This window comes from Bradyrhizobium sp. CCH5-F6, assembly GCF_001556045.1.
In the GTDB taxonomy this organism is placed as follows: domain Bacteria; phylum Pseudomonadota; class Alphaproteobacteria; order Rhizobiales; family Xanthobacteraceae; genus Bradyrhizobium.
The window spans coordinates 76,116-88,611 of the sequence record NZ_LSIC01000047.1; the positions used below are offsets into that span (position 1 = coordinate 76,116).

Annotated in this window: 15 protein-coding genes; 6 read left to right on the forward strand and 9 right to left on the reverse strand. The window is 64.6% G+C overall.

The features are described 5' to 3' along the window. The 5 genes from AX729_RS07720 to AX729_RS07740 all read right to left on the reverse strand — a co-directional run bounded on the left by AX729_RS07720 (nt 1) and on the right by AX729_RS07740 (nt 5,551). Nucleotides 1–1,116, reverse strand: coding sequence for a helix-turn-helix domain-containing protein (locus tag AX729_RS07720; protein ID WP_061021685.1), 1,116 nt, complete (start codon nt 1,114–1,116; stop codon nt 1–3). A 503-nt stretch (nt 1,117–1,619) separates the two neighbouring features. After that, nucleotides 1,620–2,171 carry a dihydrofolate reductase family protein gene (locus tag AX729_RS07725; protein ID WP_061021687.1) on the reverse strand — a complete coding sequence of 184 codons (552 nt, stop codon included), beginning with the start codon at nt 2,169–2,171 and terminating at the stop codon, nt 1,620–1,622. 7 nt (nt 2,172–2,178) lie between these two features. Beyond that, the gene (locus AX729_RS07730) at nt 2,179–3,207 is read right to left on the reverse strand and encodes a polysaccharide deacetylase family protein (protein WP_061021862.1); all 1,029 of its coding nucleotides are present in this window, start codon (nt 3,205–3,207) and stop codon (nt 2,179–2,181) included. Between the two features lie 163 nt (nt 3,208–3,370). Next, the gene (locus AX729_RS07735) at nt 3,371–3,940 is read right to left on the reverse strand and encodes a glutathione peroxidase (RefSeq protein WP_061021689.1); all 570 of its coding nucleotides are present in this window, start codon (nt 3,938–3,940) and stop codon (nt 3,371–3,373) included. A 90-nt stretch (nt 3,941–4,030) separates the two neighbouring features. Next, nucleotides 4,031–5,551: a L,D-transpeptidase gene (locus AX729_RS07740; protein ID WP_061021692.1), complete on the reverse strand. Its 1,521-nt coding sequence runs from the start codon at nt 5,549–5,551 to the stop codon at nt 4,031–4,033. A gap of 208 nt (nt 5,552–5,759) precedes the next feature. On the opposite strand from AX729_RS07740, the gene AX729_RS07745 reads away from it, so the two are divergent. Further along, nucleotides 5,760–6,308: a CreA family protein gene (locus tag AX729_RS07745; protein ID WP_061021694.1), complete on the forward strand. Its 549-nt coding sequence runs from the start codon at nt 5,760–5,762 to the stop codon at nt 6,306–6,308. On the opposite strand, the gene AX729_RS07750 is transcribed toward AX729_RS07745, so the two are convergent. Together AX729_RS07750 and AX729_RS39460 are read right to left on the reverse strand one after the other, a co-directional pair. Further along, nucleotides 6,298–6,516: a hypothetical protein gene (locus AX729_RS07750; RefSeq protein WP_082770372.1), complete on the reverse strand. Its 219-nt coding sequence runs from the start codon at nt 6,514–6,516 to the stop codon at nt 6,298–6,300. The two genes, AX729_RS07745 and AX729_RS07750, sit on opposite strands and share 11 nt — an antisense overlap. A 200-nt stretch (nt 6,517–6,716) precedes the next feature. Continuing rightward, nucleotides 6,717–6,863, reverse strand: coding sequence for a hypothetical protein (locus AX729_RS39460; RefSeq protein WP_156456787.1), 147 nt, complete (start codon nt 6,861–6,863; stop codon nt 6,717–6,719). 59 nt (nt 6,864–6,922) lie between these two features. Between AX729_RS39460 and AX729_RS40400 the strand changes: the two genes are divergently transcribed. Together AX729_RS40400 and AX729_RS07755 are read left to right on the forward strand one after the other, a co-directional pair. Next, nucleotides 6,923–7,087: a hypothetical protein gene (locus AX729_RS40400; protein WP_197433553.1), complete on the forward strand. Its 165-nt coding sequence runs from the start codon at nt 6,923–6,925 to the stop codon at nt 7,085–7,087. A 33-nt stretch (nt 7,088–7,120) separates the two neighbouring features. Continuing rightward, nucleotides 7,121–7,483: a hypothetical protein gene (locus tag AX729_RS07755; protein WP_061021867.1), complete on the forward strand. Its 363-nt coding sequence runs from the start codon at nt 7,121–7,123 to the stop codon at nt 7,481–7,483. Nucleotides 7,484–7,495: 12 nt separating this feature from the next. On the opposite strand, the gene AX729_RS07760 is transcribed toward AX729_RS07755, so the two are convergent. Continuing rightward, entirely contained in the window at nt 7,496–7,741 is a 246-nt protein-coding gene (locus tag AX729_RS07760) for a DUF6719 family protein (RefSeq protein WP_061021696.1), read from the reverse strand. Between the two features lie 66 nt (nt 7,742–7,807). Continuing rightward, a complete protein-coding gene (gene pdxR, locus AX729_RS07765) occupies nt 7,808–9,277 on the reverse strand; it encodes a MocR-like pyridoxine biosynthesis transcription factor PdxR (protein ID WP_061021698.1) in 1,470 nt (489 codons plus the stop codon). A gap of 75 nt (nt 9,278–9,352) precedes the next feature. Between pdxR and AX729_RS07770 the strand changes: the two genes are divergently transcribed. The 3 genes from AX729_RS07770 to AX729_RS07780 all read left to right on the forward strand — a co-directional run bounded on the left by AX729_RS07770 (nt 9,353) and on the right by AX729_RS07780 (nt 12,495). Beyond that, a complete protein-coding gene (locus AX729_RS07770; protein ID WP_061021869.1) occupies nt 9,353–10,078 on the forward strand; it encodes a pyridoxamine 5'-phosphate oxidase family protein in 726 nt (241 codons plus the stop codon). A 54-nt stretch (nt 10,079–10,132) separates the two neighbouring features. Next, nucleotides 10,133–11,410: an ArgE/DapE family deacylase gene (locus AX729_RS07775; RefSeq protein WP_061021700.1), complete on the forward strand. Its 1,278-nt coding sequence runs from the start codon at nt 10,133–10,135 to the stop codon at nt 11,408–11,410. A gap of 275 nt (nt 11,411–11,685) precedes the next feature. Further along, a complete protein-coding gene (locus tag AX729_RS07780) occupies nt 11,686–12,495 on the forward strand; it encodes a hormone-sensitive lipase (protein WP_061021702.1) in 810 nt (269 codons plus the stop codon). Nucleotide 12,496 lies beyond the last annotated feature (1 nt).

Sequence of the window (12,496 nt, forward strand, 5' to 3'; positions counted from 1 at the left end):
TCAATGCGCCCTTGGAGGCGCGATCTCGCGCATCCAGCGGGAAATCGTTGCGCTGCTCGTTGCATCGGTGCCGTGCTGCAGGCCGAGCAATGCGGCCTCGCGCGCTGCGCGGGGCGTAATGCCGTAGGCAGCCTTGAACGAGCGCGTGAAATGCGCGTCGGTGCCGAGCTGCCAGCGCCGCGCGACCTCGCTGATGCGCGGACCACGCGAGCCCGAATTTGCGAGGTCGAAGAACGCGCGGTGCAGCCGACGGCTGCGAATGTAGTCCGCGATGCCGCCGACGGGCGCGAACAGCCGGTACAGTGAGGCCCGGGACAGGCCGAAATGGGCCGCGATCGAATTGGCCGACAGATCCTCGCTGGCAAGGCCAGCCTCGATATATTGCCGAATCCGCATCAAGGACGGGCTCGCAGCGACGGTATGGTCGGCGTCAGCGTCGCGACGTTCGAGCTCGTTGCGCAGGCACGCGGCCAGCAGCGAAACCGTGCCCTCGACCACCGACTGACATTCGTCGAGCGTCATGCGGGGAGCAAATTCGATCAGAGCGGTGAGATGTCCCGCCAGCAGCCTTGCGATCACGCTGCTGCCGGGCAGGACCAGACCGTGCAGGTCGTCGACTCGCAAGAGATGGGTGCCGAACATCGGGCGCGGCACCACCAGCGTGATATTCTCAAAAGCCGTCGCCCTGGTCTCCAGAGTCTGGGCAAGGTCGAACAGGCAGATGTCGCCGGCACGCACACGGATCGGCCGGGTGCCCGCGACGCCGGCATAGCCGCCCTTCAGATAGAGCTGGAGAATGACGTGGTCGACGCCGCTGCGCGCAATCGTTTCGGGGGTGCGGCGGAAACGCTGGCCGCTGGCACGGCTGAGCCCGATCAGCACCGGCCCCATGGCGTAGGAGGTGATGTCGGCGCGAAACGGGCCCGGTTCGTCGGCGGCGAGCTCGTCGACGTCGAACAGGGTGGCGACAGCTTCTCGCCAGGCGGCGACGTTCGCATCTGCCTCCATCCGATCTGCGGTGAAGCCGAATGCCGGTAGCAGGGACGAAATCGGGGCTGCATTGCCCGTCGGTCCGGAGGCGTCTGTCGGACCTGTCGTCGTGCAGTCGTCGTTCATGGTGCCCGTGGTCGCGTCTCGATCATCGTTGAGGCCGGAAGCCGGCCAGCCGGGCCAATCCGGCCGAGCGGGCTTCGGCGGGAGACCCGAGCCCCGGCGTATATGGTGATGATCCCGCAGAGGAAAAGCGGCTCGTTTGTGTACCAATGCTGCCGATCTCGGGGCAGGCCGCACCCAATTGGCGTCTTCCGCCACGATCCAGGCCGTCCAGTTTTGCGCTTTTGTCTCAGTCTATTGATCCGGTGTTTCTCAGTCGTCAGCTCGTATTGACGCAACGCCACGGACGTTGGCTATAGCGCCATGACCGCCGTCGGGGCCGATTATCGGGCCTCGGCCAATATGCTAGCCGGCTTTGCGCTGGCCGGCGGCGGCGCCAATTTCGCTTGATAGACCGACAGGATAAGCAAAGGTATCCTGATGCCGGTACTGTGCATGGGGTTGTTCCTCCGATTCTTGCCTCATCCCACCGGCGCGAGTGAAAGCCAGCCGGCCGTACCGGGAGGCTAACCCGGCCGCCACGGAGTTACGGTCACGTCATGTGCGGCGTCGAGCACGTACGGGGCGCCCGGCTTCAATCCGTGCGAAGCCAGTACTTGGTGAGGCGTCCGCGCCGGCACGCCGACGAAGCAGCCTTCGCCTCCGGGCAGCAGCACATGCGGAGCCTCCGAGAGCCAGAACGTGTCGTAACGGTCCATGAACATTTCGAACACGACCGGGCCGCCGATGATGGCGATCATGCCGGAGGCGACGTCCGCAAAGGCGCAGGCGGCCTCGAAGCTCGCGTGCTCCGGATTCCACAGTGTCGCATTCGGCATCTCCGGATCGACGGTGAGGTCCCTGATCTTGCGGGTCAGGATCAGCCGCTTGCGCTTCGGCGAATTCGGCTGCTGCTCGTGCGAGTTGCGGCCATGCACGATCAGCGCGGCGCGATCGAGCGCCTGCTCGAAGAACAGCTTGTCGCCTTCGAACTTCAGGCTGTCCGGCATGACGCGATCGGCGTCGGCAAGCATGCCGTCCGCGGAGACGATGACGTAGCCTTCGATGTGGAAAGACAACGGCCTGCTATTCGGAAACGGTCGTCACCACGGAATTGACGGGGCGCTGGCTTACCGTCGGGAGCTTAAGGTCCTTGATCAGTTCCTGATCGTATTCGGGCAGTGTCGAGGCCGGGAATTTCGCCCGCATCGCGACCACCTTGTAGCCGCCGGCCTTCAGGCGCTTGAGCAGCTCGGGCAGGGCTTCGGCGGTATGCTTCTGGAAGTCGTGCATCAGGACGATGCCCTTGCCCTTGGTGTCGAGCTTCTTCATCACGGTCTCGACAATCTTCTCGGGCTTGGAAGCCTTGAAGTCGAACGAGTCGATGTCGCAGGAGAATATCCCGATGTTGCGGTTACCGAGATAGGTGACCATCTCCGGCGGATGCTGGAGGGCCGGGAAGCGGAAGAACGGCGAGGGCGAGATGCCGCCGAGCGCCCACTTCACGGCCGCAAAGCCTTTCTCGATCTCGTCCTTGCGCTGCGCCTCGGTGAACTTCTTGTTGTTGAGGTTGGCGTGCGACCAGGTGTGGGCGCCGACCGTATGGCCGGCCGCGTAGACCTGCTTCAGGATCTCCGGCTCATAGGTCGCGTGCTTGCCGATGATGAAGAAGATGCCGGTGGTGCATTCGTCAGCGAGCGCCTTCAAAACCGCAGGCGTGTTGCGCGGCCAGGGGCCGTCGTCGAAGGTCAGCACCACCTCCTTGTCGCGCAGGAAGTCGAGCTCCTTGAAGTGCTCGAAGCCGAAGCCGGGACCGCCGGTGGTGTCGATCTCGACCGTGCGGGCGACACCGAGCGCGCCCGGCGTGTTGCAGGCCGCGCGCGCCGGCTGCGGCGCCTGTTTGGGCGGGGGCGGATTGACGAACCCCGCTGGTGAAGCGCCTGTCGCGGGAGCGGCTGCCGGAGCAGTGGCAGGCGCCGACGCGACCGGCGTCGTTGCCGCCGGTGCGGCTTGCGTCGCGGCTGCCGGCTTCGCGGCCGGTGTTTGCGACCATGCTGCGCCGGTCATAGCCACCGACATCGTGCCTGCTAGAATCAGTCCTGCCGCCACGCGCATGGTGTTATCCTTGAGATTGATCCCGTTGTTCCGCCGCGGTTTTTCGCTCGCAGCAAGAACCGTCCTGCCCAAACGATCCTAGCCTAGATGGTGGGCCCTCGCCATTGCAACGGCTGTTTGACGCCCCGCCACAATTGTGCCCAACCGGATGGAGCGCCTGCGGTCAACTATCGGCCAGCGCCTTGGCAATGGCCGTCTTGATTCGCGTATCGGCTGGCTCGACGGCTGACGGAAAGACATCGGCAATATAGCCGTCGCGCCCGATCAGGTATTTGTGGAAGTTCCAGCGCGGAACTTCCTTCGGTCGGGCGTCAGCTGCCCATTTGTAGAAGGGGTGCGCTTTTGCGCCGACCACCACGGCTTTGGCCGTGACCGGGAAGGTAACACCATATTGGTGGTGTGCGGTTTCCGTGATCTCGCTCGTGCCGCCGGGCTCCTGGCCGCCGAAATCGTTTGATGGCACGCCGATCACGGTGAGCCCACGCTCGCGAAACTCGCCCCACAGCTCTTGCAGTCCCGCATATTGCGGGGTGTAGCCACAGAGCGAGGCGGTGTTCACCACCAGCAGCGGCTTGCCGGTGAACGCGGCAAGACGAATGTCGTCGCCGGACAAGGCGGGGAAGGAGAAGGCGTAGGCCGAGATCCGGCTCATGCCGCCTGCGGCAAGGGCGCGCGTCGTTGGTACGAGGGCGCCAGCAAGCGCCGCGGTGAGCATGGTCCTGCGGTTCATCATGACGGCGTCCCCCGAAATGATCCGGAGAGCACGATACTCCGCTGGTGCGACCCGCCTGGTCAACACCGCGTTATCGGGCAGCGACGGCTGCTAGTGCAGCCGCACGATGAAGTCTGTGCCTTCGCCCGTCTCGCCCTGGTTGATGCCCTGGTCGGAGATGATGATCGAGCCGCCCGACGTCAGCATCTCGTTGATCTTCGCCATGGTGTCGGCGGGGACCGAGATACGGTCGAGGGCCTCAGCCGGGCTGTCCGACGTGACCACAGGCTTTGCGGCAACGGGAATCACGTTGGCGCCACGCGGGCGGCGCGACGCGCGTCCGTCGTCATCGCGCGCGGCCGCGCGGACGGAAACCGGCAGCGACGTCACCGACCAACGCAGCGCATTGGCATCGGCCTTGTCGACTTCGGCGGTGAAGACATGGGTGCCGAGCGGCCGGTCGCCGGCGGCGATCGTGACGGGCACCTCGAACAGCGGCGCAAAATTCTGGCGCACGTAGAGCTTGGAATCCTTGCGGCTGATGAAAACGGCGATCCGGCCGCTCCGCTTTGGCGCTTCCGCCTTTGCGGCAGGCGCAGGATCGGTAACGCGGCTCACGTCCTTCGCATCGGGCGAAGTGGCGGGCGCCGGTGCAGTGGCCTGTGGGCTGGGCGTCTTCGTGGAGTCCGCCGCGTCCGTCTTGACCGGCTCGGCCTTGACCGCCTCGACCTTGTCGTCGCTGGCCGGCTTGGCGGTATCAGTTGCCTCGGCCGTCCTGGCCTTGTCGGCCGGTACGGCTTCCTCGCGCGCGGGCGCATTGCCCGTCGTCACATCCGACATCACGGCGTGGCCGACGGACGCGCGCAGATCGAGCACGCTGTCGGCGCTGGCAGTCTTCGTCTCCACGGGCTTGACGGCGCCCTTGTCGGCCTTGTCGCCGACGTTGGTCTGCGGCTCGATGCTTGCCGTAGGCTGCGGCGGCACGCGCACGGAGGCGAGCAGGGGATGGGAGAAGCCTTGGGGTGATATCTGGCCCGGCGCAACGATGACTCGTGCGCCCATCCGGGTCCAATTCCACATCTTCATCGCGAACGCCAGGGGCATGCGGATGCAGCCATGCGAAGCAGGATAGCCCGGCAGCGCACCGGCATGCATGGCGACGCCGGACCAGGTGATCCGCTGCATGTACGGCATCGGTGCGCCGCTATAGATGTTGGAATGGTGGAATTTGTGCTTCTGGATGACGCTGAACACACCCATCGGCGTCGAGTGGCCCTTCATGCCCGTCGACACCGGGGATTCCGCGAACACGCCGGTGCTGTCGTAGACCGTCATCTTCTGCCGGTCGATCGAGACGACGATGACGAGCGGTCCTTGCGGCTTGGTACCGGCTTCCTTCTCGACGACGCTTTCTTTCTTGCTTGCGGCGCCACGCTTCTGCGGCTTCTGGCGCGGTATTTCGGGAAGCCGGTTCTGCCGGGCGTAGTAGGATCCGTCCGAATAATCCGTCCAATAATAAAACGCTGCGTCCGCCTGGCTGGTCGCGCCGATCGCGCCCGCCGCCGTCAATATGGCGACCTGCCAAAGCCGCCCCGGCTTGGCAGAAGAACCCGACCCGTTCACGCTGTTCATCCTCGAATCCATAATCCAAATCAGAGATTAGTCTCGCAGAGGGGATACGCGTTCACCAGCAGGGTGGTTCTGCGATCAGCTACATTTGTCCAAGCCGTAGCAAAAAAGCCTCACGGAGCGGTAAACGGAGGCCGAGCTCGACAGCCTGTCGCCTTCCTGTCGGGCTGTCGCGTTCCTACATTGCGGGGACTTGTTACCGGAGAGCTTCATGTCATCTCGTTTCCCCAGTCTTTCGGGCATCCGCTTGAAAGGTTTCGCTTTATTCCTCCTGGCTCTGGTCGCGCCGATGGCATCGGCATCTGCCGCCGACGAGCCCGATCTGATCTTCCGCCGCTCGACCGTGTTCAAATGGATGAGCCCGAACGACAAGCTTGCGACCTATGGTCTCGACGATCCGGAAGTCGAGGGCGTCGCCTGTCATTTCACGGTGCCGGAGAAGGGCGGCTTCAAGGGGTGGCTGGGCCTTGCCGAGGAAGTCTCGGACATCTCGCTGGCGTGCCGCCAGGTCGGCCCGATCAAGTTCAAGAACAAGATGGAGCAGGGCGACGACATGTTCCGTCAGCGGCGCTCGCTATTCTTCAAGAAGATGCAGATCGTGCGCGGCTGCGACGCCAAGCGCAACGTACTGGTCTACATGGTCTATTCAGACAGGCTGATCGAGGGCTCGCCGAAGAACTCGACTTCGACCGTACCGATCATGCCCTGGGGACCGGCGGACGCGAACGTCCAGAAGTGCGGCGAGTTCTTCACTCAGTGACGACGGCGCTGCCCGCGCGCGGCTTCGCAAGATGTGAGCCGGTCAGCCGCACGAATGTCTGCGGCGCGGCTTCAAAGCCGCGGCTGGATTGCTGCGTCATTTCGCCAGCCGATTTGACGCTGTCACGAACTCGTCGTTGATCTCCGCGGCCCGTCCCTTGGACCGCCTCGCGCGTCGGTGCGCGATCTGTCGCCATCATGATGGCCATCCTCACGTGAACGCGCCCGGTGCTTCCGGGCGTCTCGATCTCGATGGCTTGGGTCGCAGCCAAAGCGCCCCCGGTTCGACAGGGCCCAGCCTTCGTTTGGGCTCTCTTCAGCAGAAAAACGTAAAATGCGTGTGAAGGGCGTGAGGCGGGAGCATGACGACGCCGCGCTCGAACCTGATCCAGGCTCGAGCGGGAACTTGTCAGGCCGCTTTGGATGTTGGAGAGAGCAAGCTGAAATGATTGGGAATTTTGGCTGAATGTTTCGTCGTCCCGATCGCCACGAAACAATTCTCGCCGAAGATGAAACCATTTTCCGTTTTTGGCGCATCACGCACGAAACCACCCATGGTTATCAGCTTCACAACGACGACGGCGTATCGCCGGCGACGAATTCGGAGACGAGACCATGCGCGCGCTCAGCTTCATCCTTGCCTTCGGTTTTGTGCTCGCCGGCTCCTCCTTCGCAGGCGCGCCGGATGGCAGCCTGCCCGGTGTCGGAACTTTCCAATATAGCGGTTCCCCGCTGACGATCACCGCACCTCAGCCGATCGTGCTCGCTACGCGCCTCTGATCGCCAACAGAAAATCAGCCGCCAATGGCCATCATGATCGTCCGTATCTGCGCCGCAGCGTTAATGTCCGTTCTGACGATCGGCGCCGCTGAGGCGCAAGTCCGCGCCCCCTCCAAGCTCCCCGATCCCCGCGGCGAATTCGTGCGCCAGTGCGCGCCCCGCATGCAGGGGCGCTGGGAGCATCCGGAGGCGGTCTGTGGCTGCCTGCACGACCATGCCGCCGCGGTCGTCGAGGACCGCGATTTGCGCGAAGCGCTTTTGCGGGGCATCAGCGAGACCGGAGTGCCCACGATCGAGACCGATTGGGTGCCGGCCTCCAAGCAGGGCGAGATCGGCGCGACCTTCACCAAGATCGCCAAGCCGACCCTGCAGTGCATGTTCGATCCGGCGAAGTAGCCTCTCAGCTGATCATCTCGATTTCGGCCCGTGCCGCGGCACGCAGGAGCTCGTGCGCGAGACACCCTTGTCCGTCATCTTGGCGCCGCGCACCTCCTTGACCTGACCGGCGGGGCAGGTTCCATCATCCACGAGCACACGCTGACCGAGCTTCAGATCGACGATGTCCCGCTCGCGTCCGATGCTGCCTGCACGCGCCGTCGAGGCAAGCGCGGTGGCGATCAGGAGCGAACAGCAGGCGACGCGAAGAAGTGACATGACGAAGCTCCCGAAACTGAAGCCGCAATGTAGGGGCCGGTCAGCGATTCTGATAGTGAAGCTTGGTTATGCCCGCCGGCTCGACCTGCCGTTCGCGCGCAAGGCCGAGCGCGATTCCCGCGCAAGCCGGTCGGCGGCCGCCACGAGTTGCGGAACTGCATGCCCCGAAAATCCCAGCACGAATCCAGGCAGCGGACGCGCGCGCGAATAGGTGTCGGCCAATAGCCAGCCCTCGGCGCCGGCGGCTCGTTTGGCTTGCGCTGCCACCGACAGGTCGACCGAAGGATCGAACCGGGCGACAAGATGAAGTCCGTGGGATGGCACCGGCACGGATAGAACGCCGTCGGATCTGGCCTCCAGCGTCTCGGCGAGCGCATCGCGCGCCTCGCGATAGAGCTTTCGCACGCGCCTCAGGTTCGCGACGAAGGCGCCGGAATTGAGCATGTCGGCCACCGCGCCTTCCATCAGCGTGCCGGGAAAGCGGTCGAGCGCCGCGCGCGCTGCGGTCACCTCCGCGATCAGGCGTTCGGGCAGGGCGCAATAGCCGATGCGCAGGCCCGGAAACAGCGTCTTGGCGAACGTGCCCAGGTAGATCACGCGCTGGAGGCGATCGATGCCGGCGAGCGACATCAGCGGTGCGCCGTCGTAGCGGAACTCGCTGTCGTAATCGTCCTCGAGCACGAACGCGCCGGCTTGCCTGGCCCAGTCCAGAAGCTCGAGCCGCCGCGGCATCGACATCTGCACGCCGAGTGGAAACTGGTGCGACGGTGTGACGTAGGCCGCGCGCGCGGACGGCGCCGCGATGCGGCCCTTGGCGACACGCATCCCGTGCTCGTCGACGGGGACGGGTACGGCGCGATAGCCGCAATGGGCGATTGTTTTTCGCGCGGCCGGGTAGCCGGGGTCCTCGCACCAGACCTGGTCGTTGGATTTGAGGATCGCGCTCAGCACGATGCGCAGCGCGTGCAGCGTGCCCGATGTCAGCATGATCTGATCGGGGTCGCAGCGCAGTCCGCGGGCCGAGAGCAGATGATCGGCGATCGCCGCGCGCAGCTCGCGGCTGCCGCGGGGATCGCCATAGTGCAGGTGCTCGGACCCGAACGCGCGCATGCGCCGGCCGACGAAAGCGCGAAAACGCTGCACCGCACGCTCATCGATATGGGTGCAGCCGAGCGCGAACGCGCCCTGCCTGGGCGTTTCGACAACCACCTTCGACTTATTCCGCTCGGTCGGCCGAGCAGGGATACGTGCGGCGACGAACGTTCCGGAGCCAATAGTTGCGTCGGCAAAGCCGTCGGCGATCAGGCGCTCATACGCGGTGACGACGGCGTTGCGCCGGAATCCGGTCTGCCTGGCCAGCGTCCGCGAGGGCGGCAGCGGCTCGCCGGGCTTGACGAGGCCGGAGACGATCGTCTCGCACAGCGCCTGATAGAGCCGGTGAGCGGCGGAGGCGCCGGCCGTGATGTGCGGCCCCGTGAGGTCGAGGGGCAGTTCGGTTTTGGCCGGCGAGGAAGAATTGGTCGGAATTTTTCGCATGGAATTGGAACTATCGCAGACCAAAAGCTCCGCTACAACTGCTCTGGAATTCTTCCAATCCGAGTGGGAGCCGTCGTGAGCCAGACCAAGACCTCTAATTCCTATCCGACATCGGCACGCAACCAGGTGAAGCGCCGGCACGACCGCGGCTTCTATGATCACGACACGGTTCATCGCATCCTGGATTCCTCGATGCTCTGTCACGTCTCCTACGTGATCGACGGCCAGCCCTATTGCACGCCGACGTTCTTCTGGCGCGAGGGCACCAGGCTCTACTGGCACGGCTCGAGCGCCAGTCGCATGTTGCGCAACCAGACCAAGGGCGAGCGCGTCTGCCTGACGGTCGCCCATCTCGACAGCCTCGTGCTGGCGCGCTGCGGCTTCAACCATTCCGCCGACTACCGCGCGGTGATGGCGTTCGGAACCGCCTATCTCGTCACCGATCCCGAGGAGAAGGAGCGGGCGGTGATCGCCATGGTGGACCGCTTCTTCCCGGGCCGCACCGCTGGCCTCCGCCAGAGCACCACGCAGGAGATCAAGGCGACGTCCTTCATCGCGATGGAAATCGAGGAAGCCTCGGCCAAGATCCGCGCCAAGGGCGTTGCCGACGACGACGAGGACTATGCGTTGCCGATCTATGCCGAGCGCATTCCGGTGCGCACCGTGCTCGGCGCCCCGGAGCCGTGCCCGCGCCTGCTGGACGGTGTGAGCCGGCCCGCCACGCTGAATGGCTATTCCGAAGGCCGGCTGCTCGAAGATGCATTGCGGGATGCTTATTTTGTGGAGTACCCGAACGGCTGAAATCGGCTAGTTTGCGCACTCCTTGAGAACCATTGAGATGCCTGGAGTTGCCTGATGAATGCCGAAACGCAGCAGAGGATTCTTGACGCCGTCGATAGCGGCTTCGAAGCTCAGCTTGCAACCACGCGCGATTTCGTCGCGATCCCTTCGACCCGCGGGGCGGAGGGTCCGTGCCAGGACATGATCGGCGACCTCCTGCGCGAGCGCGGCTACGAGGTCGATGACTGGCACATCAATGTCGATGACCTCAAGGATCTGCGTGGTTTCGGTCCGATCGAGCACGATTTCTCCAAGGCGCGCACGGTGGTGGGTACTTACCGTCCGCAAACCAACGGCGGCAAATCGCTGATCCTGCAGGGGCACTGCGATGTGGTTCCGGCGGGCCCGCTGGAGTTGTGGGATACGCCGCCCTTCTCGCCGGTCATCAAGGACGGCAAGATGTTCGGCCGCGGCGCCTGCGACATGAAGTCGGGCACGATCGGTGCGCTCTATGCGCTTGATGCGATCAAGGCGGCGGGCTTCAGGCCGACGGCGCGGATCCATTTCCAGTCGGTGATCGAGGAGGAGAGCACCGGTGTCGGCGCACTCTCGACGCTGCAGCGCGGCTATCGCGCGGACGCGTGCTTCATTCCGGAGCCGACCGGCGGCAAGATGGTGCGCTCGCAGGTCGGCGTGATCTGGTTTCGCCTGCGCGTGAAGGGCCATCCGACCCACGTTGCCTTCGCAGGTTCAGGCGCGAACGCGATCATGGCGGCGTATCACCTGATCCAGGCGTTGCAAAAGCTCGAGATCGAATGGAACGAGCGCGCCAAGGCCGATCGTCACTTCAAGACGCTCAACCATCCCATCAACTTCAACCCCGGCATCATCAAGGGCGGCGATTGGGCCTCGAGCGTGCCGGCCTGGTGCGACGTCGACTGCCGGATTGCCGTGTTGCCGGGCTGGTCGATCGCCGATCACCAGAAGGAGATCATGGCTTGCGTCGCGGCCGCGGCGCGCAACCACCGCTTCCTCGCCAACAATCCGCCGGAGATCGAATGGTCGGGCTTCCTGTCGGAAGGCTATGAATTGACCGACGCGGCCGCGCCGGAAGCTGCGTTCGGCAAGGCCTTCAACGCCGTCTACGGCGGCGCGGTCGAGGATCTCGTCTTCACCGCGCTGACCGACACCCGCTTCTACGGCCTGAATCACGGCATCCCGAGCCTCTGCTTCGGCGCCAGCGGCGGCGAGATGCATGGCTTCAACGAATATGTCGATTTGGACTCGCTGAAGAAGACGACCAAGGCGATGGCCCTGTTCATCGCGGAATGGTGCGGGGTGGAGAAGGCGTAGCCGTCGAGCCTCGCTCTTCCCCCCGTCATTGCGAAGAGCGAAGCGACGAAGCAATCCAGGCTGCCGCGACGGCAAGATTCTGGATTGCCTCGCTGCGCTCGCAATGACCGGGCGGCCACCAGATCCCCCTGCAGGCGGAAGATATTGCCGCTCCGCTGCCCGAAACACGGGCGCGCCCAAATCCTTTAAGCTTAAAATAAAGACTAGGATGGTGGCCTTGCCGGTGGCAGACTGGCGTCCGGTTTGCTGGACTTGAGTCCGTCGAGGAAATCACGATGCGCGACTGGGATGACGCTTATGCCAATTCGGCCCATATCCAGGGCTCGGACAAGATGCCGGCCCTGTGGGCGGAGCGGGCGGCGACGTATCGCGCCGGACTGACGGAGTTTCGCCCCGACATCGCCTATGGCGCCGGCGAGCGCCAGAAGCTCGATCTGGTCCTGCCGGACGGCGACAGCAAGGGCCTCGTCGTGTTCGTCCATGGCGGCTACTGGATGCGCTTCGACAAATCGACATGGACCGATCTCGCCGAAGGCGCGCGCCGTCACGGCTGGACGGTGGCGCTGCCGAGCTACACGCTGACCCCCGCCGCGCGCATCTCCGACATCACGGCCGAGATCGCCGCAGCGATCGCCAAGGCGGCTTCGCTCGTCTCAGGTCCGATCCGGCTCGCCGGCCATTCCGCCGGCGGCCATCTCGTCACCCGCATGCTGTGCGACGACAGCCGCCTCGAGTCGGCCGTCTACAACCGCATCGCCGGCACGCTCTCGATCAGCGGCCTGCACGATCTGCGTCCGCTCCTGAAGACCAAGATGAACGAGACGCTGCGCATGACGATGGAGGAGGCGACGCTGGAAAGCGCGGCGCTGCATCTGCCGCGAGGGCATTCGTCTGTGACCGCCTGGGTCGGGGCCAGCGAGCGGCCCGAGTTCATCCGCCAATCCGATCTGCTGGCCAATGTCTGGACCGGCTTCGATGTGCCGACCCGCCTCGTCGTCGAGCCCGGCCTCAACCATTTTACCGTCATCGACGGGTTGAAGGATCCATCCTCGCCGATCACCGGCTGCCTGATCGGCCTCGACTGAG

What these genes read in the sequence shown, in the direction of transcription:
- AX729_RS07760 (WP_061021696.1), bottom strand. Translation starts at nt 7,741, where the DNA reads ATGTCACTTCTTCGCGTCGCCTGCTGTTCGCTCCTGATCGCCACCGCG.
- pdxR (WP_061021698.1), bottom strand. Translation starts at nt 9,277, where the DNA reads ATGCGAAAAATTCCGACCAATTCTTCCTCGCCGGCCAAAACCGAACTG.
- AX729_RS07775 (WP_061021700.1), top strand. Translation starts at nt 10,133, where the DNA reads ATGAATGCCGAAACGCAGCAGAGGATTCTTGACGCCGTCGATAGCGGC.
- AX729_RS07740 (WP_061021692.1), bottom strand. Translation starts at nt 5,551, where the DNA reads ATGAACAGCGTGAACGGGTCGGGTTCTTCTGCCAAGCCGGGGCGGCTT.
- AX729_RS07755 (WP_061021867.1), top strand. Translation starts at nt 7,121, where the DNA reads ATGATCGTCCGTATCTGCGCCGCAGCGTTAATGTCCGTTCTGACGATC.
- AX729_RS07735 (WP_061021689.1), bottom strand. Translation starts at nt 3,940, where the DNA reads ATGATGAACCGCAGGACCATGCTCACCGCGGCGCTTGCTGGCGCCCTC.
- AX729_RS07750 (WP_082770372.1), bottom strand. Translation starts at nt 6,516, where the DNA reads ATGGCCATCATGATGGCGACAGATCGCGCACCGACGCGCGAGGCGGTC.
- AX729_RS07780 (WP_061021702.1), top strand. Translation starts at nt 11,686, where the DNA reads ATGCGCGACTGGGATGACGCTTATGCCAATTCGGCCCATATCCAGGGC.
- AX729_RS39460 (WP_156456787.1), bottom strand. Translation starts at nt 6,863, where the DNA reads ATGGGTGGTTTCGTGCGTGATGCGCCAAAAACGGAAAATGGTTTCATC.
- AX729_RS07730 (WP_061021862.1), bottom strand. Translation starts at nt 3,207, where the DNA reads ATGCGCGTGGCGGCAGGACTGATTCTAGCAGGCACGATGTCGGTGGCT.
- AX729_RS07745 (WP_061021694.1), top strand. Translation starts at nt 5,760, where the DNA reads ATGTCATCTCGTTTCCCCAGTCTTTCGGGCATCCGCTTGAAAGGTTTC.
- AX729_RS40400 (WP_197433553.1), top strand. Translation starts at nt 6,923, where the DNA reads ATGCGCGCGCTCAGCTTCATCCTTGCCTTCGGTTTTGTGCTCGCCGGC.
- AX729_RS07720 (WP_061021685.1), bottom strand. Translation starts at nt 1,116, where the DNA reads ATGAACGACGACTGCACGACGACAGGTCCGACAGACGCCTCCGGACCG.